Below are 20,615 nucleotides of genomic sequence, written 5' to 3'. Positions count from 1 at the left end.
GGTGAGACTACAATGAAGATTTTAGAAATTAAGGACTTAAAGAAATCTTTCCAAGACAATACCGTATTGAACAATATTGATTTGACGATCCATAAAGGAGAGGTTGTCTCCATCATCGGACCAAGTGGATCTGGTAAAAGCACGCTGTTGCGCTGTATTAACTTTTTAGAGGTGCCAGACAGCGGTGAGTTATTTCTGCATAATCAGAAAGTCTCCTATCAATCTAATAGAGTGGGGAAGCTGTCTTTATCATCAAGGAAAAGGCTAAGTAATTACCGTTCAAATGTCGGGATGGTTTTTCAGCATTTTAATTTGTGGACACATAAATCAGTCCTTGAAAATATTATTGAAGGTCCTATTAAAGTACAAAAGGTAAAAAGGAGTACAGCTATAGAGGAAGCGAAGGTGCTATTACAAAAGGTAGGGTTGCTTGATAAAATCAATCACCATCCAAGTGAATTATCTGGAGGACAGCAGCAGCGTATCGCAATAGCACGAGCACTTGCCATGAAGCCAAGTGTCATGTTATTTGATGAAGCAACATCAGCCCTTGATCCTGAGCTAGTTGGCGAAGTTCTTAAAATCATGCAAGAGCTTGCCGAAGGTGGTATGACGATGATTGTCGTAACACATAAATGAAATTCGCCGAAAGAGTATCCGATCGGGTCATCTTCATGGATAAAGGCAGAATTGTTAAAGACGGGAAACCGGAAGAGGTATTTTACAGCAAGGATCAGCCAAGATTAGTGTCGTTTTTAGAAAATATTTATGCCGTATAATCCAGATTAATAGTCTGGGGTTTTACGATTTAAAAATAAAAATAGACGAAAAGGAGTGAACGTATTGGTAAGAAGCTCTGCACGCATCTCATCTATTCCATTTTCAAGCATTAGGGAAATTTTTGAGGAAGCAAATAAAATGGAGAAAAGCGGGATTGAAATAACTCATATGGAAATTGGTCGGCCTGATTTTGATACGCCACAGCATATTAAAGACGCAGCTATTGCCGCTCTCCAGCAAGGTCATGTTCACTATACGTCAAACAGCGGTACAATTGAATTCAGGGAGGCAATCGCCGAAAAGCTGAAGCGTGATAACGGCATAATTGTTAATCCAGCAGATGAAATCGTTGTGACTGTTGGCTGTAAGGAGGCAATCTTCAACCTGATATTTGCATTTGTTAATCCTGGAGACGAAGTGATTATACCAGACCCTTCTTGGCTTGAGTATCAATATATCGTGAAGTTAGCAGGGGGAATACCTGTAGCAGTTCCTTTATTGGAAGAAAATAATTTTATTCTAAATCCTAATGACGTTGAAAAGAAAATCACAAACAAGACGAAGTTGCTGCTTATTAACTCTCCTCATAATCCAACAGGAGCAGTTCTTCCGAAGGAAACAGTCTCAGAGCTAGCAAAGCTTGCGATTAAGCATGATTTATTAGTTGTTTCAGATGAAATCTATGAGAAAATTATTTACGATCAAGAAAAACATATCAGTATTGCCACTATGCCCGGCATGTTTGAAAGAACGGTAACTGTCAATGGTTTTGCGAAAGCCTATGCAATGGATGGATGGCGGCTTGGTTATGCGGCAGGACCTGCTGAATTAGTGAAGCCCATCTTGAAAGTTCACCAATATAATACGTCAAGTGCAACTTCATTTGCACAATTTGGCGGTGCAGAAGCATATCGAGGCTCTCAATCCTTCGTTGAGGAGATGGTAGAATCCTTTGATGAGAGAAGAAGATTTCTTGTGCACAGCTTAAATAAAATGCCTGGTGTAACTTGTGTTGAGCCAAAAGGTGCATTTTATGTATTTCCTTCCTTTAAAGAAACGGGTATACCTTCCAATGAGCTCGCAGGTATTTTGTTAAGAGAAGCATTAATAGCTTGTGTTCCCGGCTCTGCTTTCGGTGAATTTGGTGAAGGGTATATTAGGTTGGCGTATTCAACAAGCTTGGAAAAAATCGAAGAAGCGATGAAAAGAATGTATACAGTCATGCAAAATTTGATGCAAAGAAGTACGTTAAGTAAATAATGGAGATTCATCTGCCATTGGTTGGCTTTTTCACTTTTGTCAGGCAATTTGATTTAACTGGCTTTACAAAATCAAATTAGATTACATAAATTGTAATAGGGAAGGATTTTTAGCCATGTGGAAGAAACGTTGCAGCTTTCCTGTAATAAATGAAGAACTAGCTTATGGCACAAACATGGCAGTTTGTTTGATAAGAAACACTAAGATTTCCATTTACCAAAAAAGTCGAACTTTATAGAAAAAATGAACAGGATGTGAAGGTTCATGAAGTACACTGATCGTTCTTTAAGAATACTAAAATATGCAGAAATAGAAGCTGAAAAGACAAACCAGGTGGTATATCCAGTACATTTATTATTAGGTATATTGCTTGATAGGACAGGGGTGTGTGCAGAGCTTTATATTAATTATCCGAGTCTTACTGAAATATTAAATGAGCTAGTATATAAAATGCAATTAGATGAGGCGGATGAAGGAATTGATTATCAACCTTTTACAATAAATATATCGAAAACGACGAAAAGGGTATTGGAGACTGCAAATAACCGAATGAAACATTTTAATCAAGTTTATTTAAATGAAGGACATATTGTAGATGCAATCTTCAAAATTAATGACCCTTTAACGAATAAAATAATTGATGGATTGGATGTTTCTCTTATCCTTGAAATAGTGTCCTATCCTAGAGATATGATTGTTTCTTTAAAAGATTATTCGATTCCAACTATTTCAACAAATAATATAACTTTTAGAAGAGCAAAGCAAAGTGATGCTGCGTCATTGAAAACCTTTGTAGAAAAAGAATTTGGAAATGCATGGATAGAATCAATTGAAATTGGTTTTATTCAAGAAGATATTCCTATTTTTATCGCTTTAGAAGGTTCAGGTATTATAGGTTTCGCTTGTTTTGATGTAGTTAGAATGAAAAAAGGATTATTTGGTCCAATGGGTACATCTATTTCAACTAGAACACAAGGAATAGGATATACTTTGCTTCATTATTGTTTAAATGAGATGAAAGAAATAGGCTATGAATATGCTGTTATTGGAGAGGCTGGTCCCATAGAATTTTATGAAAAGGCATGCAATGCCGTTGTTATTCCCAAAAGATTTCCTTTAGAATGAAGAGAACCTTGATATGACAATTATGAAAGTCTTGTCGAAGAAGGAAAAACTTTATTTCTAATAGAAGTTATATTAACTACTATAAGGTTAGGGGTTATTACACATGAATTATGTCAGAGAAATTAGATCCTTAGTCGGCAATAAACCAATCATTTTAGTTGGGTCAACTATTGTTGTATTAAAAAATAAAAATAAGGTTCTTCTACAGCATCGGTCGGATACTAAAGAGTGGGGGCTCCCAGGTGGTTCTATGGAACTTGGAGAAGATTTACAACAAACAGCTGAACGTGAACTCTTTGAAGAAACAGGATTAAGATCAAAAGGGTTAAAATTTATTGATGTTTTATCAGGAAAAGATTTCTATTTCAAATATCCTAATGGTGATGAAGTATACAATGTTATTTGTGTTTATGAATCGGAAGGCACATTCGGAAAATTACAATTGACTGATGGTGAAAGTTTAGCGTTAGAGTATTTTTCTTTTAATAAATTACCCTTGAATTTGGATTCAAGAGCTAAAAAGATTTTTGAAAAGCATTACTTTAACAATGAAAGTATGTAGTTGAATAATGCGAATTAGAGGTTCGGTTATAATAGTTGAAAATAAAAAGGTTGGTTTAATAAAAAGAGAAAGAAATGATTCCATATATTATGTTTTTCCTGGTGGTGGAATAGAAAAGGGAGAAACTATTGAGGAAGGTACCAAAAGAGAAGCATTTGAGGAATTAGGGGTAGAAGTGAAACTTAATAAATGCATTGCAACATATGAATTTAATGGGGCACAGTATTTTTATCATAGTGAAATAATTAATGGTATCTTTGGTACCGGTGTTGGTGAAGAATTTACTAATAATAAAAACGAGAGGGGAACTTATCAACCTATATGGATTGATATTGATAAACTGTTGTCTATAGATATAAGACCTAAAGAAGTAGCTTTAACAGTATTTTCCCTATTTAAGTAAGAGCGAATTAGTAAAGGTTCTTGTGCCACAAACGTGGCAGGATTGTTTAAGTATATTCCTTCACAAAGGTATTATAGAAAGGGCTAAAGACGTTTATGCAGTTTTAGAACGCCCCAAAAACTTTATTCTTTACCAATCGTTCTCAAACTGATATTATGGATTTGTAAGGTATTAACTAGTTTTTGTCATAATGAGAATGTTCATTCTAAAAAGATGACTTAGCATTATCTTAAATTTTCAAAAATAGATTAAAAAATCCTTTAAAGGAGGTGGAGTTGTTAACACGTATGGTTCATACTAACAAATGGTGAAATTGGTAGTAACTCTTAATGCTATTCTTTACTGTTCATTCTTAAAATGATATCATTGGCAAGGGACGAGAAAGTCAATATTTTACCTTATTAAGATTGATGATTACCTTTAAAGCATTAGATTTTCTGGTTACTCTAAGATTACTTAAAGGAAATGATAGTATGGCTAGAAATAAGGAATTTGATGAAAATGAAGTATTACGAAAAGCTATGGAACTTTTTTGGATACAAGGATATGAAAAAACCTCCATGCAGGATTTAGTAAAGTACATGGGTATCCATCGTCGTAGCTTATATGATACGTTTGGCGACAAGCACACTTTGTTTATAAAAGCGTTGGATCATTATAATGAAATAATAACAACTAGAATAGAGAATGAAGTAATCCAGCAACATACGGTAAAGGATGCTATCAAGCAGTTATTTAATATGATAATTGTCAGAGATAAACAACAACTTGTTGGATGTTTGACTGTAAATACTGCAGTTGAGTTGTCTTTACATGATGAACAAGCAGCAGAAAAGGTAACGGAGAGTTTTTCTATGACCGAATTACTGCTAAACAATCTAGTACAAAAAGGTCAAACAGCTGGAGAAATATCTAAACATCTTGATGCAAAAAAAACTTCGGAATTTCTTCATAATTCCTTAGTAGGTCTACGCGTTATGACCAAAACTACCGATGACACAGAAAAATTAAATAATATTATTGATATGACACTTTCGGTATTAGATTAATTTTTTTACTCTTTTGGGAATGTTCATTCTCGAAAAGGGTAATCGTTCAAGCTGAACTTCACTTGTCAGATATCAAATTATCAAGCAAAGTTTGTGTCGATACAAACTAATAAACAGTTAAAGACTAATTGATAATTTAATTTGAGGAGAGTTAATATGAAATACACAGTCATTACAGGAGCAAGCTCAGGTATAGGGTATGAGACAGCGTTAGAATTTGCTGCTCGGGGAACGAAATTGAAGATAACCTAGACCAGCATCATGATACTAACAAACCTGTTGTATTTGGAAATGAATTTTGGAAATCTGTTGCTAATTCTAGTTTTGCAAGTGAATTCAATCCAAGAAACGTTGCAAGAATGGCAGCGGGAAATGCTCCAATTGCTCCAAAGGTTGAACATTATGGTATGCATAAGTCATATATCCTGCACCATAAACAACCAATTGATAAAGGTGGAGAAGTGTATAATTTAGATAATTTAATGATTACTTCTCCAAGAATGCATCAAGTTATTTTGGATCCTGCATATCACTTTGGAAAGAAAGGGAATTAATTAAGGATGGTGGATAACATGGAAAATAAAATGTCAAAAGAAGAATTAGTTCAATTAGTAAATAAGATAATAAACCCATTACTTTCTGACGAAGAGGTAAGTGAGTATATTGATATTCTTGAAAAGAATGTACCACACCCAGCACCGAGTGATTTAATTTTCTGGAGTGATAAAGAATTAACACCAGAAGAAATCGTAGATATTGCCCTAGCCTACAAAGAACAAGAAGACGAGTAAGGGGTTCTTGTCAATGTAGATACATAAAAGAAAACACTCTAACTATGTGTTAGGGTGTTTTTTTATTAGAAGAGATAGTTTGGCTATCTTTTAAAAAGGAGAGAATGTAATGTTTAAAAAAGAAGTAATCCAGCTCTATAAATATAATGGATAGAGATGGATTAAAAGAAGAGTCTTTCATAATAAAATTATGTATCCGTCTATAAGAGTAGATTGTGTTCTTACAAATTCCCTTTTTTATACGAGTTATATGTTAGATGGATAGGGATGATACAATAATTTCAAAGTTAAATTGTACATATAAGTTTATTGACAACGTTTTCTTTACGTGTTAAGCTTATATCAAAATTTAGGAGTGTTACTGATTCGATCAGGCATAACCAATTATAATTGTAATGGAAATAGGAAACCTATCTATCCATGCGATTATAATTGGTTTTTTTTATTTTATTCATAAAGTAAGAGGGATTATCAATGAAACTAAAACAGGCATTTAATAACAACGTTGCTTTAGCTTTAGATAATAGTGGAAACGAAATCATCGTGATGGGAAAGGGGGTTGGTTTTAATAAGAAAAAATATGAAGAAATTAATCCTAAATTAGTTGATAAAGTATATTCTTTAGATTCTCCTGAGTCCAATCAGTTAACAAGTATTCTAAATAGTATTCCAGCCGATTATATCTTCTTAACAAATCAAATTATTCGTTTGGGCGAAGATATTTTACAAAAAAAGTTAAGTGATGCCTTTATTGTTACTTTGGCCGATCATTTAAACTTTGCCTTAGAAAGACATCAAGATAACCTATTAATAAAGAATCCACTTCATTGGGAAGTTAAGAATCTTTATAAGGAAGAATATGAAATAGGCGTTAAATCCCTTAATCTTATTAAGAGATTTACTAACATTTCATTGCCAGAGTATGAAGCGACGTCTATTGCCTTGCATTTTGTTAATGCGCAACATAAGAGTGAAGAAATGAAGGTTACTCTACAAATCACAGAAATTACTAATAAAATTCTTGATATTATTAGCTATCATTATCAAATGAAAATCCAAGAAGACTCAATTAATTATTCAAGGTTACTGACGCATTTACGTTACTTTATTTTAAGGCAATTAAATCATGATGAAAAAACCATGGAAGAAATTACGTCTCTATATAACATCATAAAAGAAAGATATCAAAACGCTTATATCTGTGTGAAGAAAATTGAAAAGTATTTAAACATCGAGTATAACTGGCATCTGTCCAACGATGAACTGGCATATTTAGCAATTCATATACATCGAATGACTTCAAGGAATGAAAAACAAAATTAGGGTGTTACTGTTAAATCAGGCATAACCTAAATATACTTCAGAACAAAATTTTGTTTTGAATTATATTTAGGTTTTTATTTTGTCTAGAAAAAAGAATAGGAGTAAACAAATGAGTCAGGAAAAATTGGCAAAAGATATTGTAAATAGAATTGGTGGCAAAGAAAACATAACAAGAGCTTGGCATTGTGTAACAAGGCTTCGTTTCCATGTCAAAGATGAAAGTAAAGTCGATGTGGAGGGAATTAGAGAGTTAACTGGAGCAATGGGGGCTCAATTTCAAAACGGTCAGTTCCAGGTGATTATTGGAAATAAGGTTATGGAAGTATTTAAAGAGGTAGAATCGTTAGTTGGAAGTAATAGTGAAAGTGGTGTTGATGAATCAAGTGCAAGCAAGAAAAAGCTTTTAGGTAGGTTCTTTGATATGATCTCGGGTGTATTCTCTCCTGTCATTCCAGCAATTGCTGGGGCTGGGATGATGAAAGGGATACTTGCTTTATTGCAAGTATTAGGATGGATATCAGTCGAAAGCGATGCGTATCAAGTTCTTACCATTATTTCTGATGCCGCATTTTATTTCCTTCCTTTCTTATTAGCAATATCAGCTGCTAAAAGATTTAAAGTGAGTGAATATTTAGCGGTAGCATTAGCGGGTGCATTACTGTACCCAACTATTACAGCTGGGGTAGCCAGTGGAGAAGCAGGATTAAAGTTCTTAGGTATGTCTGTTCCTTTCATAGGCTATAGTGCCACTGTTATTCCAATTATTATTGCTGTTTGGGTTCTAAGCTATGTTTATAAAATAATAAATCGAGTTGTTCCTAATACAGTGAGAGTGGTATTAACACCAACACTTGTTTTCCTAATTATGATTCCTTTTACATTAATTGTTGCTGGTCCAATTGGATTTATAGTTGGCGATTATGTAGGAATTGCAGTTGCGTGGATTTATGAGCATGGAGGAGTATTTGCTGGGATTTTAATTGGTGGTTTAATGCCTGTGTTTGTAGTTACCGGAATGCATTATGGTTTTGCTCCTATTATTCTACAGAATATGGGTAAGTATGGTTATGATAATGCTATTTTGCCATTAAATATTGTAAACAGTTTAGCACAAGCAGGTGCAGCATTTGCAGTTTCATTTAGAACCAAAAATAAAAAGTTGAAATCTTTAGCAGTTTCTACTGGTGTTTCTGCGTTATTAGGTGTTACAGAACCTGCTGTCTTTGGAGTGAATTTGAAACTGAAACGACCATTATATGCAACCATGATAGCTGGTGCAATAAGTGGAGGAATGGTTGTTTACTTTGGAGTAAAATGTTTCGGTTTTATCTTACAAGGTTTAGAGGCTTTCCCGGTTTATATTGATCCTGTTAGTCCTATGAATTTAGTGTATACCATTATTTCTATGATTGTTTCCTTCATTATTGCTTTTGTAATGACACTTATATTAGGGTTTGAAGATGTTCGAGCAGATGAGGAAGAAAGTACAGAGAAAACAAAAACAACTAGATTATCCCAAGATGGGGAAGAAATAGGTAGTCCATTAACAGGTAAAGTTTTGCCTCTTCAAGATGTACCAGATAAGACTTTTTCAGATGAAATTTTGGGGGAAAGTATTGCAATTGATCCTTCAGCGAATACATTAGTTTCTCCCTTTGATGGCACAGTTGCAATGATTTATCCGACAAAGCATGCAATTGGTTTACGTTCTGAAAATGGTCTAGAAGTACTTATTCACATTGGCCTTGAAACAGTAAATTTAGAAGGCAAGTTCTTTGATGTAAAAGTAGAACAAGGTCAATATGTACAAAAGGGTCAAGAGCTTATTACCTTTGACCGAGTGGCAATCAGTAACGAAGGATACAATATGGTTACTTTAGTGATACTGACAAATAGTGATCAATATATTTCCGTAGAGAAGTTGGATTTAGATTATCAAGAAATAAAGACAGAAGAACAACTATTTAATATTCAAAAATAAGAAGGAGTGTTTATTATGGCTAAAAGATTTCCAGAAGGGTTTTTATGGGGTGGAGCAACAGCTGCCAATCAATTAGAAGGCGGTTATAACTTAGGTGGAAAAGGTTTGTCAACAGCTGATATGATACCATTTATACCTAAGGAAGAGCGTGCTGGTGACAATGCAGTACATATTACATCTGAGCAGTTTGAGGAAGCATTTAAGGAAGACTCTAAAAAGCAATACCCGAAAAGATGGGGAGTGGATTTTTACCATCGCTATAAAGAAGATATTGCTTTGTTTGGAGAGATGGGTTTTAAAACATTCCGATTATCTATTTCTTGGGCACGTATTTTTCCAAACGGTGATGACTTACAGCCGAATGAAGAGGGACTACAATTTTATGATAATGTCTTTGACGAATTAGCAAAATATAATATTGAACCTCTTGTAACGCTATCACACTATGAAATGCCTGCTGCTCTTGTTAAGAAATATAATGGATGGATAGATAGAAAAGTAGTTAATATGTTTACGAAATACGCAGAAACAGTATTTAAGAGATATCGTAATAAAGTAAAATATTGGTTAACATTTAATGAAATCAATGCTATTGCTTTAGCTCCATATAATGGTGGAGGTTTAATAACAGACCGTTTTGAAAATATAGATCAGGCAATCTATCAAGCCCTACACCATCAATTTATTGCTAGTGCAATGGCTGTAAAGCTATGTAGGGAGATTAACCCCGATGCGAAAGTTGGGTGTATGCTTGCGAGACTGGAAACATATCCAGAAACATGTAATCCACAAGATGTGTTAAAAACGCTAAAACAAGAGCAGATGATGAATTTCTTTTATACAGATGTTCAAGTTCGTGGATATTATCCAAACTTTATCAAAGAATATTTTAAAGAGAACAATATTAATATAATTATGGAAGAAACGGATGAAGATCTTTTATTACAAAATAAAGTAGATTATATTTCCTTCAGTTACTATATGTCTTTAGTGGAAAGTGCCGGACCACATGGAGAAAGAGCTCCAGGTAATTTATTCTCTGGTTTAAAAAATCCATATCTTGAATCATCTGACTGGGGATGGCAAATTGATGCTGTAGGACTTCGTGTTACTTTGAATAAACTGTATGATAGATATCAGGTTCCGCTATTTGTAGTAGAGAATGGACTAGGTGCAATTGATACACCAGATGAAAATGGTTTGTTTCAGGATGATTATCGCATTAACTACCTAAGAGAGCATATTGTGCAAATGAGAGAAGCTATCTCAGATGGTGTGGAACTAATGGGTTATACTAGTTGGGGACCAATTGATATTATTAGTGTTTCAACTTCTGAGGTAAGCAAACGTTATGGTTTTATTCATGTCGATATAGATGATTACGGAAATGGAAGCTTCAAGAGAACAAAAAAGAAAAGTTTTGAATGGTATAAAGAAGTAATTAACTCGAATGGTCAAGTGTTGTAAAATAATAACAAGGTTATAATTAAAGTTTTGTTTTTTAAGGAGGAACTTCTATGAGCCAAAATAAAGTAGCTATTGTAACTGGTGGCGGTAGCGGGTTAGGTCAAGCGGTAGCATTAAAATTAGCAGATTCAGGTGTGTCTATTACGGTTGTGGACATTTCAGAAAGAGCAGGAAAAGAAACAGTAAGCTTAATTGAAGAAAAAGGAGCAAGAGCAATCTTTGTCCAAGCTGATGTAAGCAAGGCAGAGGATGTTAAAAAATATGTAGATAAAACAGTAGAAGAATTTGGCACAATTGATATGTTCTATAATAATGCAGGTATTTCCGGCCCAGGGGTAAAATTCGTGGATAATACTATTGAACAAATCCAACAAGTGGTTGGTATTAATCTATTAGGTGCATTATACGGAATTAAATATGTAACAGAAGTGATGCTTAAAAACGGTGGCGGTTCGATTGTTAATACTTCGTCTACTGCAGGAGTAGTAGGACAAGCTACTGTTGGTACGTATTCTGCGACAAAGCACGGCATTGTCGGTATTACTAAAACAATTGCTGCGGAATATGCAGAGCAAGGTATTCGCTGTAACGCTGTTGCACCTGGCACGATTGAAACACCTATGGTAAAAGAATACCGAGAAAAGAATCCTGAAAATGTTAAAGCGGTTGTAGAAGCCATCCCGCAGAAACGTCTTGGAAATCCTGAAGAAGTGGCAGAACTAGTTACTTTCTTGCTGGGGGATACAGCTAACTATATTAACGGAACAGTAGTATCTATAGACGGTGGCTTTACTTCCATTTAAATCCCTGAATACAAAAAAGCAATGGACTGATGCCATTGCTTTTTTTAATTACAAACAGAAAAGTTTTACTTGGCAATATAGAAAAGGAAAATATTATGTTGGTTTTGCTATAATTTATGTTCAAGAAAAAGGCCGCAAATTTCATTTGTGGCAATAGGTAGTAAGAAAATTAAATTTGACAGCCTCGCTACACATACTTTGTATCTAAATCCTAATAATTATTAAGCCTCAAATCTATACTCCTAAGTTGTGATAATTTAAGTAATTATTAGCTCAGCCATAAACCGTACTGCGATCCGTCTTAATTAAAAAAGCGCTGAATAAATCAGCGCCATCTAGCCTATTTCTTAGGAATAAATCTATGCATTTTGTTTACTAAGATCTCGCTGTGCACCCATATAGCTTCCAATTACATTTTGATAGCCTGGGAGATTACTAGCAAGTAAATTCCCAAATCCTTCAACATCGTTGCGCCAATCACGTTGTAATTCGCATGCTACGCTAAACCAGTTCATAAGTTGCACGCCATTATGTGCCATACGGGTATTGGCTGCATCTGCAACTTGTTTGTTGAAAGTCCCTGAAGCATCAGTAACAGCAAATACTTCATATCCAGCATTAATAGCGGAAAGTGCTGGGAAAGCAACACAAACATCTGTAACTACGCCTGCGATGATAAGTTGTTTTTTGCCAGATTCTTCGATTGCCTTAACGAAATCATCATTATCCCATGCGTTAATTTGTCCAGGGCGTGCTATTTTTGGTGCGTTAGGAAACAGATCAACCAATTCCTGCATAAGAGGTCCATTAGGTCCGTTTTCAAAGCTTGTTGTTAAAATAACTGGTAATTCAAAGAACTCAGCAGTGCGAGCAAGAGCTAAAACATTATTTTTGAATTCATCAACACCATAGTCACGAACGAGTCCAGCCATCAGGCCAGTTTGGTGATCCACTAAAAGAACAACAGCATCATCCTTATTAATACGAGAATAAAGATCAGACATTATGTATTCCTCCTAAAAATTAGTAATCGATGAAAATGGTTCGTTTGTTAAATCGGTTTATAGCTAATTGATTATTGATAGTTGATAAATAAACTTATGAGTCGGAATCACTCTTTTCATGTATTTGCTTAATGCTGATACAATTTTAAAATAATTTCAAAATTGTACTCTGGACATACAAATAATGACTATGGACTTTTCAATAGCTGTCTAAAATGATGTTACTGCTTCTAGTGCACTACCAACTTCTGTAATCCTCATTACTTCGGGAAAGTTTATTCATTTTCTAGCCAGATTGGATACATCCATCTGTGACAATAATTGGATTTTTAGAGTTTTGCGTAAACTACCATATTTGACGGCTATTGTTTAAGTCATAAAATTCCTCTTTTGTTAAAATCAATTTATGTTACCATATAATACCAAGAGTCATTAAGCGGCTATATACCTAATTTTCAAACTAATAAGTGTCTCTTCAAAACTAGGATGGAAACAATTCTTGTTTCTTAGAAGGACAGGAAGATTATACAGCGAACTTATATAATAAGAAATTCATGTGCCAGAAAGTAGACTAGAAACGAGGAGGAGTGGGGGAGAACTCTTTGAGCGAGAACGTATTCTTTAGAATCATACGTTTGTCAGTTTTTATTGTAATTATCTTAGTTCTTGTTTATGGCTATTTTCTACAAACAAAAGGGATGTTAATGCCCTTTATAAAGAGCTCTGTAGTGCCTATGTTAATCAAGATCATTAGCGCTTATGGAATTGTTATATTGGTGGTAATGGCTATTTTCTCTTTTGGTTATTATTGTGGCAGAAGACATGGAAGCAAATCAGGATGATTTAAATATAATCCATTATTGTAATATATTTTCCTTCTATTAGGGAGGAGAAAAAAGCTAGTCTGGACTTATGAATATAAGTGCCAGTCTTTTTTTGTATTTTTTTTCAGCTCTGTAAGTGGAGTACCTTCAATTTCCATGAGTTCCCGAACATTCACCAAGAATAGTTATCTAAGGTGCACGATGGTAGTACCTGATTTATGTATATGGAAATATTTGTATATCGGGAACAGAAACCACTATAGGTCTTTAGATGTTTTTTTGTTTAAACAGAGACTGAGTTAGTAAATGTTTGATAACGGTTTCATCCTTGGTTTAATCAAAACAATCTAAGCAACAGCGATATAGGAGTAACGCTTTAATACGGAAATGTAGCGAAATGAACATGTGAGAAAATCTAACAAGTTGCTTGCATAACTATTACGTAGCCGATTAAACTAGGCACTAGAATATTGTCGGAATTATCTAACTTTTATTGAGGGGGCTGCCAGTTATGTTAAAGCGAAAGTTAATTTTGATTGGAAATGGAATGGCCGGAATTAGGACGATAGAAGAAATATTAAAAATTGATCCTGATGAATTCGATATAACTGTTTTTGGAAGTGAACCACATCCAAACTATAATAGAATCCAATTATCAAAGGTTTTGCAGGGAGATACAACTGTTGCAGATATTACTTTAAATGATTGGAATTGGTATGAAAACAATAATATTCGCTTATATCCAGGGGAAAGTGTAATTAATATTGATACAAAAAAGCAGATTGTTTCTACAGATAAGAACCGTGAAGAACCTTATGATAAGTTAATTATCGCAACGGGCTCTAATCCATTTATGTTGCCTTTACCTGGTTCAGATAAACAAGGTGTGACGGCATTTCGCGATATTAAGGATTGTGAAACAATGCTGCATTACTCAAAAAAGCATCAGAAAGCAGCAGTTATCGGAGGAGGATTATTAGGACTCGAGGCTGCTCGTGGTTTGCTTAATCTTGGAATGAAGGTAGATGTTATTCATATTAATGATTATCTTATGGACCGGCAATTAGATCGGGATGCCGGAAAAATGTTACAAAAAGAGTTAGAAAATCAAGGTATGAACTTTTTATTAAATAAACAAACTACCGAAATTCTTGGGAAGAAACATGTAACAGGACTACGTTTTAAAACCGGCGATAAGATTGAAGCAGACTTAGTTGTGATGGCAGTCGGAATAAAACCTAATGTTGAATTAGCTAAAAAAACTGGCATTCCTGTTAATCGGGGGATCGTCGTAAATGATTTTATGGAAACAGAAATTCCTAATATATTTGCTGTCGGAGAATGTGCAGAGCACAGGGGAATGGTTTACGGCTTAGTTGCCCCGCTTTATCAACAGGGGGAAGTGTTAGCTAAACGAATTTGCAGTGTATACAGTGAGGGATACAAAGGGTCCGTTCTTTCTTCACAATTAAAAGTGTCCGGTGTAGATGTCTTCTCAACTGGAAAAATCCTAGAGGATGAGAATACTAAGGCGATTAAAATGTTAGATGATTGGAATGGAACTTATAAAAAAATCATTATCGAGCAAGGGAAAATAGCTGGAGCAGTCCTGTTTGGCGAAACGAAGGAAGGTAATCGGTTATTAAATTTAATCAAGAATGGTGCATCTATAGAGGAATACACTGAATCTAATCAGACGGAGGAAACAGGAAGTAGCTTAGTAGCCCAAATGACAGATGATGAAGTGGTATGTGGATGTAATGGGGTAACGAAGGGGCATATTGTCTCGGCAATAAAAAATGATGGACTTACAACAGTTGAACAAGTGAAGGGGTGTACGAACGCATCACGTTCCTGTGGTTCATGTAAGTCATTAGTGGCTGATCTATTGGAATTTACACTCGGTGATAAATATAGTGAAGATCAAAAGGAATCGATCTGTGCTTGTACCACTTTATCGAGGGATGAAGTTGTTAATGAAATAAAGGAAAAGCAGCTTACACATACAAGGGAAGTTATGAATGTATTAGGATGGAAAAATGATGAAGGATGCTCTAAATGCAGACCAGCATTAAATTATTATTTAGGCATGCTTAATCCAACAGAATATAAGGACGAACGGGAATCTCGTTTTGTTAATGAAAGATTGCATGCGAATATTCAAAATAATGGTACCTTTAGTGTCATTCCAAGAATGTATGGCGGTGTTACAAATGCAGATGATCTTAGAAAGATTGCTGATGTAGCAGATAAATATAAGGTAAAAATGATTAAATTAACTGGTGGACAACGTATTAATTTGCTTGGTGTACAAAAGCAAGACTTACCAAATATTTGGGCAGAACTTGGTATGCCGTCAGGACATGCATATTCTAAGGGACTGCGTACAGTAAAAACTTGTGTTGGTGCTGACTTCTGTCGCTTTGGTACTCAAGATTCAGTAGGGATGGGGATTGATTTAGAGAAAAAATTTGAAGGGTTGAATGGACCGCATAAAATAAAAATGGCCGTATCAGCTTGTCCAAGAAACTGTGCTGAAAGTGGTATTAAGGATGTTGGAGTCGTTGGTTTAGATGGAGTTTGGGAGCTCTATGTAGGCGGCAATGCAGGTACAGATCTTAGGGAAGGTGACTTACTCGTTAAGGTTAAAACGAAAGCCGAGGTACTGGAATGGACTGGAGCCTTTTTACAGTACTATAGAGAAACAGCGAATTACTTAGAAAGAACATCTGTATGGGTTGGCCGTCTCGGGATTGATAAGGTGAAAGAAAAACTTGAAGATAAAGGCTTGCGCGATGAATTAAATAAACGCATGGATATAACTTTAGAAACGGTGCAAGAACCATGGAGTGAAACACTTAAGGATGAAAGTTTAGTAAAAAGACTTTATGAAACAGTTAATGTTCCAGTAACTTCTAAATGATAGATAGGGGGAGTAATTATGGAAAATACAATAGGAAGAGTATTAATCGGAAAATATTCGGATTTGCCAGACCGCCTAGGGAAAACAGCTTATATTGGAAAAGAAGAAATTGCCTTATTCAAGCTGGCAAATGGGGATGTTCGTGCCATTGAGAATCGATGCCCCCATAAAGGGGGAGTGCTTGCGGAGGGAATGGTTAGCGGAGACCATGTATTTTGTCCGATGCATGATTGGAAAATTAATGTGTGTGACGGTCAGGCTCAAGCGCCAGATCATGGTTGTGTTAAAGCATATAAAGTGGAAGTGGAAGAGAACCTTGTATACATTGTCATCTGATTTTACAAAAGGAGGGGTATTATGTCATTCGTAAAGACAGATCAAGTAGTGCAGGGCATGATTGAGGCTGGTGAAGCAAAAGCAAAATTATCTATTATAGATATGTTAATTAGAGGAGGGCTGGCAGGTGCCCTCCTTGGGTTTGGGACAACATTGGCATTTACCGCTGAAATTCAAACAGGAATGGGGATTTTGGGAGCAATCTTGTTTCCAGCTTGCTTTGTATTAGTCATACTGCTTGGGCTTGAACTAGTAACAGGGAGTTTTGCGCTCATACCTTTAGCGGTTTTAGAGAAAAGGGTTTCTATATCCCAAATGCTCTCCAACTGGTTTTGGGTCATTATTGGTCATTTAATAGGAGCAGGGCTGTATGCTTTTTTATATGTGATTGCAATTACACAACTTAGTCATGTTACTGATAATGCTATTGCAGCAAAAATTATCGCAGTTGCAGAAGCAAAAACGCTATTGTATGCAAATCTAGGCAGTGATGGTTTAATCGTCGTGTTTGTGAAAGCATTACTATGTAATTGGATGGTAACATTAGGGGCAGTCATGGCGATGACATCGACAAACACAATCGGGAAAATTGTTGCCATGTGGTTGCCGATATTAATCTTTTTTGCACAAGGCTTTGAACATGCTGTCGTAAATATGTTTGTGATTCCTGCAGGGATGATGTTAGGTGCGGATGTTTCTTTAGCAGATTGGTGGCTTTGGAATCAGCTCCCTGTGCTATTTGGGAATTTGGTAAGTGGGGTTATATTTACAGGTTTAGCATTATACTTTACTCATCATAAAGTGAAAAAGAAAAAAGAATTGGTTGTTTCAAAGAAGGAAGACTATATTGCTGAAACATAACATGTGATTTAAGGGGGGAAGATGATGGGAAAAGTATATATAGTTGGAGCGGGCCCTGGTAATTTGGACTTACTTACAATTAAAGGATTGAGATGTATACAGCAGGCTGATGTTATTGTATATGATCGTTTAGTCAATAGAGAATTGTTACGGGAAGCAAAACCTCATGCAGAATTCATTTATTGTGGAAAACAGCCGAAATTTCATACCATGCCACAAGAAATGATTAATCAGCTATTAGTCCATTATGCTCGCTTAGGAAAAGTGGTTACTAGACTTAAAGGGGGAGACCCCTTTGTGTTTGGCAGAGGGGCGGAAGAGATTGAGGAATTGGTAAAGAACAATATTGCTTACGAAGTCGTACCAGGTGTAACAGCTGGGATTGCAGCCCCAGCTTATGCCGGAATTCCCATCACACACCGAGAACTTGGCAATTCATTCGCAATCATTACAGGTCATTGCAAAAACGGAGAACCAGCAGACATCAAGTGGGAAAGTCTTGTCAAAGCGGTTGATACATTAGCTATTTATATGGGAGTAGGGAATTTACCATATATATGTGAACAATTAGTCAAGCATGGTAAGTGCAAAGATACACCTGTCGCCATTATTCAAGAAGGTACCACGCCTGAACAGAAGACAATAACAGGTACAATTGGAAGTATTGTAAGCCTTGCTCAAAAGGCGAAAATAAAGAACCCAGCTATGATAGTTGTTGGAGAAGTAGTTAGCTTCAAAAATAGAATAGAACAAATCCAAGAAGCGAACAACAAAGTAACCATCGGACTTACTTCAGGAAACTGATTATATGGAGAAACTGTTGACAAGGCAAGCTGTTACGAGAAAGGAATCGGGTGGACTAAGAAGCAATTGATTTTGTTTAAAGGTGCTGGGAATTATAGATGTATCGATCTTGCTGTCCACTCCAAAAGCGAAATTTCCGAGTTTCTAGAACAATTGATAACGGAGAATTAATACTAAAACCACTAGGTGTTCTAGATATTCTAATAGAAAGAATGGAAGAACAATTTCAGCTTAGTGAGGAAACAGAAATCCTCTTTATTGGTCGGGGAAGCAGCAATCTAGATGCTGTAAAGGATAAGCAACGAATTGCAGACAGAGAATAAAAGCGTTTCTGTAGTAGCTGTTTTCTGATTGCTGCTTTTTTTTATGGATTAAACCGGCTGGCCATAATATTTAATGTTGCATAGGAAATAATACTATGATATTATGTGTGTAACCGGTTACACAAGAGAGGTGAATTCATGGCTACTATACGGGATGTTGCGAAAAGAGCTGGAGTATCTGTGGCGACCGTCTCAAGAGTATTAAACAATAAAGGGTATGCACATGAAGATACTAGGAAGCTAGTAAACGAGGCAATTAAAGAATTAAATTACAAACCAAATGAAGTGGCAAGATCTCTTTATAAAAAAAAGTCACGATTAATTGGATTATTGCTTCCCGATATCAGAAATCCCTTCTTTCCTGAGTTAGCTCGAGGGGTAGAGGACGAAATGCAGGAGCAGGGACTTCATTTAATTATTGGGAATGCTGATGAAAAATTAGAAAAAGAAATAGATTACATACAGACTTTTAATCAAAATAATGTAATAGGCATTATTTCAGCAACAAATCAGGCGGAAACAAAACTTTACGAAAACCTGTCTTTTCCTGTCGTCTTACTGGATCGAATAACAGGCACTTATCCTTCTGTGTATGCAGATGGATTGGCTGGAGGGAAAAAAGCAGCACAAGAAATGGTTAGAAGAGGCAGTAAGCGAATTGCTTTACTTCGAGGACCGATTGAACTAAGGACAGCACAAGACAGATTCAAAGGTGCAGTTGATGAGCTATGTAATGCTAATGTAGACTTTCAGGTAATTACTTCATCGTTTGGCTTTCACGATGCTGAAAAAATGGCTAAAACTCTATTTGAGAAATTTCCTGAAACAGACGGGGTAATTGCAAGCAACGACCTTAGTGCTGCAGCTATTCTACATGAGGCGTTGCGAATAGGAAGATCTATTCCCGATGACTTACAAATTATCGGATATGATGATATACCGCTTAGCAAGCTGCTGTTCCCGTCCCTTTCTACTATTAGACAGCCTGCTTATGATATGGGAAGAGAAGCAGCAAAACTATTAATAAATCTAATCGATAATAAGCCGTTAGTGAATAAGAATATCCAAATGCCTGTTACCTTTATTGAAAGGCAAACAACAAGAAAGGTTGAGAAAAATGATTAAAATGACGATTATTGGTAGTTCTTCTATAGATTTAGTTGTAACAACTTCCAAACGACCAAATCAAGGGGAAACGATTATAGGAGAAAGCTTTAAGACAGTCCCTGGTGGCAAAGGAGCTAACCAGGCTGTCGCAGCTGCCAGACTTGGTGCTGAAGTATTTATGGTCGGTTGTGTAGGAGAAGATAATTTCGGTGAAACGATCGTTAACAATTTCACTGCTAATGGTGTTAATACAACCTATGTGGAACGGGTTACACATTCGGAAACAGGTACAGCGCATATTACCTTAGCAGAAGGTGATAACAGCATTATCGTCGTGAAAGGTGCTAATGATTATGTCACACCTGATCTAGTTGAAAAAGCATTGAATGTTATCTCTGAATCAGATGTTGTCCTAATCCAGCAAGAAATTCCTGAGGAAACAGTAGAATATGTAGCAGAAATTTGCTTTGCAAATAATGTGCCTTTATTACTAAACCCAGCGCCAGCAAGACCTATTAGTAAAACGGTCATTGAAAAGGCTACTTATCTTACACCAAATGAATCGGAAGCTGCTATTCTTTTTGAGGACAAGGATATCCATGAAGTATTAAAAGAGTTTCCAAATAAATTGCTGGTTACTGAAGGTAAAAATGGAGTTCGTTATTATGATGGAATCAATGAAATAGTTATCCCCGCTTATTCTGTTGAGGCAGTTGACACAACAGGTGCAGGCGATACCTTTAATGCGGCTTTTGCCGTTGCAGTAGCTGAAGGGAAAAGCATGGAAGATAGCATTCGTTTTGCGAATCGGGCTGCCTCCTTGTCTGTAACAAAATTTGGTGCACAAGGCGGAATGCCAACAAGAGAAGAAGTAGAAGGGAGTTTGTAA

At 35.8% G+C, this 20,615-nt stretch carries 19 protein-coding genes and 2 pseudogenes; 20 read left to right on the top strand and 1 reads right to left on the bottom strand.

Going from position 1 to position 20,615, the window contains the following annotated elements; genetic code table 11:
* Positions 1-12: 12 nt before the first annotated feature.
* The 13 genes and pseudogenes from MKX82_RS26715 to MKX82_RS26655 all read left to right on the top strand — a co-directional run bounded on the left by MKX82_RS26715 (position 13) and on the right by MKX82_RS26655 (position 11,544).
* Positions 13-779 (top strand): annotated as a pseudogene (locus tag MKX82_RS26715) (amino acid ABC transporter ATP-binding protein).
* Positions 780-843: 64 nt separating this feature from the next.
* Entirely contained in the window at positions 844-2,040 is a 1,197-nt protein-coding gene (locus MKX82_RS26710; protein ID WP_341081394.1) for a pyridoxal phosphate-dependent aminotransferase, read from the top strand.
* Between the two features lie 264 nt (positions 2,041-2,304).
* A complete protein-coding gene (locus tag MKX82_RS26705) occupies positions 2,305-3,165 on the top strand; it encodes a GNAT family N-acetyltransferase (protein WP_341081393.1) in 861 nt (286 codons plus the stop codon).
* Between the two features lie 103 nt (positions 3,166-3,268).
* Complete coding sequence (locus tag MKX82_RS26700; protein ID WP_341081392.1) at positions 3,269-3,727, top strand: NUDIX hydrolase; 459 nt, start codon at positions 3,269-3,271, stop codon at positions 3,725-3,727.
* Positions 3,728-3,734: 7 nt separating this feature from the next.
* Positions 3,735-4,130, top strand: coding sequence for an NUDIX hydrolase (locus tag MKX82_RS26695; RefSeq protein WP_341081390.1), 396 nt, complete (start codon positions 3,735-3,737; stop codon positions 4,128-4,130).
* 473 nt (positions 4,131-4,603) lie between these two features.
* Positions 4,604-5,179, top strand: coding sequence for a TetR/AcrR family transcriptional regulator (locus MKX82_RS26690; protein ID WP_341081659.1), 576 nt, complete (start codon positions 4,604-4,606; stop codon positions 5,177-5,179).
* A 156-nt stretch (positions 5,180-5,335) separates the two neighbouring features.
* Positions 5,336-5,425 (top strand): annotated as a pseudogene (locus MKX82_RS26685) (SDR family NAD(P)-dependent oxidoreductase); the annotation flags it as partial.
* Positions 5,395-5,733 carry a colicin gene (locus tag MKX82_RS26680; protein WP_341081657.1) on the top strand — a complete coding sequence of 113 codons (339 nt, stop codon included), beginning with the start codon at positions 5,395-5,397 and terminating at the stop codon, positions 5,731-5,733. The pseudogene MKX82_RS26685 and the gene MKX82_RS26680, both read left to right, overlap by 31 nt.
* Before the next feature lie 18 nt (positions 5,734-5,751).
* Positions 5,752-5,970, top strand: a complete 219-nt coding sequence (locus MKX82_RS26675; protein ID WP_237943016.1) for a bacteriocin immunity protein — start codon at positions 5,752-5,754, stop codon at positions 5,968-5,970.
* A gap of 474 nt (positions 5,971-6,444) precedes the next feature.
* Positions 6,445-7,293 (top strand): BglG family transcription antiterminator LicT, encoded by an 849-nt coding sequence (licT, locus tag MKX82_RS26670; protein ID WP_233314977.1) that lies wholly within the window; start codon positions 6,445-6,447, stop codon positions 7,291-7,293.
* A 124-nt stretch (positions 7,294-7,417) separates the two neighbouring features.
* Positions 7,418-9,274: a beta-glucoside-specific PTS transporter subunit IIABC gene (locus tag MKX82_RS26665; RefSeq protein ID WP_341081387.1), complete on the top strand. Its 1,857-nt coding sequence runs from the start codon at positions 7,418-7,420 to the stop codon at positions 9,272-9,274.
* A 15-nt stretch (positions 9,275-9,289) separates the two neighbouring features.
* Positions 9,290-10,741: a glycoside hydrolase family 1 protein gene (locus MKX82_RS26660; RefSeq protein WP_341081385.1), complete on the top strand. Its 1,452-nt coding sequence runs from the start codon at positions 9,290-9,292 to the stop codon at positions 10,739-10,741.
* A 50-nt stretch (positions 10,742-10,791) separates the two neighbouring features.
* The gene (locus tag MKX82_RS26655) at positions 10,792-11,544 is read left to right on the top strand and encodes an SDR family NAD(P)-dependent oxidoreductase (protein WP_251647440.1); all 753 of its coding nucleotides are present in this window, start codon (positions 10,792-10,794) and stop codon (positions 11,542-11,544) included.
* A 359-nt stretch (positions 11,545-11,903) separates the two neighbouring features.
* Here MKX82_RS26655 and ycaC read toward each other — a convergent pair whose 3' ends face one another.
* The gene (gene ycaC / locus MKX82_RS26650) at positions 11,904-12,548 is read right to left on the bottom strand and encodes an isochorismate family cysteine hydrolase YcaC (RefSeq protein ID WP_237943012.1); all 645 of its coding nucleotides are present in this window, start codon (positions 12,546-12,548) and stop codon (positions 11,904-11,906) included.
* A gap of 1,335 nt (positions 12,549-13,883) precedes the next feature.
* Between ycaC and nirB the strand changes: the two genes are divergently transcribed.
* The 7 genes from nirB to rbsK all read left to right on the top strand — a co-directional run bounded on the left by nirB (position 13,884) and on the right by rbsK (position 20,615).
* Positions 13,884-16,295, top strand: a complete 2,412-nt coding sequence (gene nirB / locus MKX82_RS26645) for a nitrite reductase large subunit NirB (protein WP_237943010.1) — start codon at positions 13,884-13,886, stop codon at positions 16,293-16,295.
* Between the two features lie 15 nt (positions 16,296-16,310).
* Positions 16,311-16,631: a nitrite reductase small subunit NirD gene (gene nirD / locus MKX82_RS26640; RefSeq protein ID WP_233315626.1), complete on the top strand. Its 321-nt coding sequence runs from the start codon at positions 16,311-16,313 to the stop codon at positions 16,629-16,631.
* 21 nt (positions 16,632-16,652) lie between these two features.
* Positions 16,653-17,492 (top strand): formate/nitrite transporter family protein, encoded by an 840-nt coding sequence (locus tag MKX82_RS26635; RefSeq protein WP_341081375.1) that lies wholly within the window; start codon positions 16,653-16,655, stop codon positions 17,490-17,492.
* A gap of 24 nt (positions 17,493-17,516) precedes the next feature.
* Entirely contained in the window at positions 17,517-18,296 is a 780-nt protein-coding gene (cobA, locus tag MKX82_RS26630) for a uroporphyrinogen-III C-methyltransferase (protein ID WP_233315627.1), read from the top strand.
* A gap of 98 nt (positions 18,297-18,394) precedes the next feature.
* Positions 18,395-18,619, top strand: coding sequence for a hypothetical protein (locus tag MKX82_RS26625; protein WP_341081374.1), 225 nt, complete (start codon positions 18,395-18,397; stop codon positions 18,617-18,619).
* Positions 18,620-18,757: 138 nt separating this feature from the next.
* The gene (locus MKX82_RS26620) at positions 18,758-19,744 is read left to right on the top strand and encodes a LacI family DNA-binding transcriptional regulator (protein ID WP_233314984.1); all 987 of its coding nucleotides are present in this window, start codon (positions 18,758-18,760) and stop codon (positions 19,742-19,744) included.
* Positions 19,737-20,615 carry a ribokinase gene (rbsK, locus tag MKX82_RS26615; RefSeq protein ID WP_233314985.1) on the top strand — a complete coding sequence of 293 codons (879 nt, stop codon included), beginning with the start codon at positions 19,737-19,739 and terminating at the stop codon, positions 20,613-20,615. Before MKX82_RS26620 ends, rbsK begins: the two co-directional genes overlap by 8 nt.

The sequence above is a fragment of the Niallia sp. FSL R7-0271 genome (assembly GCF_038005785.1).
Classification (GTDB): domain Bacteria; phylum Bacillota; class Bacilli; order Bacillales; family Cytobacillaceae; genus Niallia.
This window is presented reverse-complemented; position numbering and strand designations above follow the sequence as displayed.

What these genes read in the sequence shown, in the direction of transcription:
- MKX82_RS26705 (WP_341081393.1), top strand. Translation starts at nt 2,305, where the DNA reads ATGAAGTACACTGATCGTTCTTTAAGAATACTAAAATATGCAGAAATA.
- MKX82_RS26700 (WP_341081392.1), top strand. Translation starts at nt 3,269, where the DNA reads ATGAATTATGTCAGAGAAATTAGATCCTTAGTCGGCAATAAACCAATC.
- MKX82_RS26695 (WP_341081390.1), top strand. Translation starts at nt 3,735, where the DNA reads ATGCGAATTAGAGGTTCGGTTATAATAGTTGAAAATAAAAAGGTTGGT.
- MKX82_RS26690 (WP_341081659.1), top strand. Translation starts at nt 4,604, where the DNA reads ATGGCTAGAAATAAGGAATTTGATGAAAATGAAGTATTACGAAAAGCT.
- MKX82_RS26675 (WP_237943016.1), top strand. Translation starts at nt 5,752, where the DNA reads ATGGAAAATAAAATGTCAAAAGAAGAATTAGTTCAATTAGTAAATAAG.
- licT (WP_233314977.1), top strand. Translation starts at nt 6,445, where the DNA reads ATGAAACTAAAACAGGCATTTAATAACAACGTTGCTTTAGCTTTAGAT.
- MKX82_RS26660 (WP_341081385.1), top strand. Translation starts at nt 9,290, where the DNA reads ATGGCTAAAAGATTTCCAGAAGGGTTTTTATGGGGTGGAGCAACAGCT.
- MKX82_RS26655 (WP_251647440.1), top strand. Translation starts at nt 10,792, where the DNA reads ATGAGCCAAAATAAAGTAGCTATTGTAACTGGTGGCGGTAGCGGGTTA.
- ycaC (WP_237943012.1), bottom strand. Translation starts at nt 12,548, where the DNA reads ATGTCTGATCTTTATTCTCGTATTAATAAGGATGATGCTGTTGTTCTT.
- nirB (WP_237943010.1), top strand. Translation starts at nt 13,884, where the DNA reads ATGTTAAAGCGAAAGTTAATTTTGATTGGAAATGGAATGGCCGGAATT.
- MKX82_RS26635 (WP_341081375.1), top strand. Translation starts at nt 16,653, where the DNA reads ATGTCATTCGTAAAGACAGATCAAGTAGTGCAGGGCATGATTGAGGCT.
- cobA (WP_233315627.1), top strand. Translation starts at nt 17,517, where the DNA reads ATGGGAAAAGTATATATAGTTGGAGCGGGCCCTGGTAATTTGGACTTA.
- MKX82_RS26625 (WP_341081374.1), top strand. Translation starts at nt 18,395, where the DNA reads ATGTATCGATCTTGCTGTCCACTCCAAAAGCGAAATTTCCGAGTTTCT.
- MKX82_RS26620 (WP_233314984.1), top strand. Translation starts at nt 18,758, where the DNA reads ATGGCTACTATACGGGATGTTGCGAAAAGAGCTGGAGTATCTGTGGCG.
- rbsK (WP_233314985.1), top strand. Translation starts at nt 19,737, where the DNA reads ATGATTAAAATGACGATTATTGGTAGTTCTTCTATAGATTTAGTTGTA.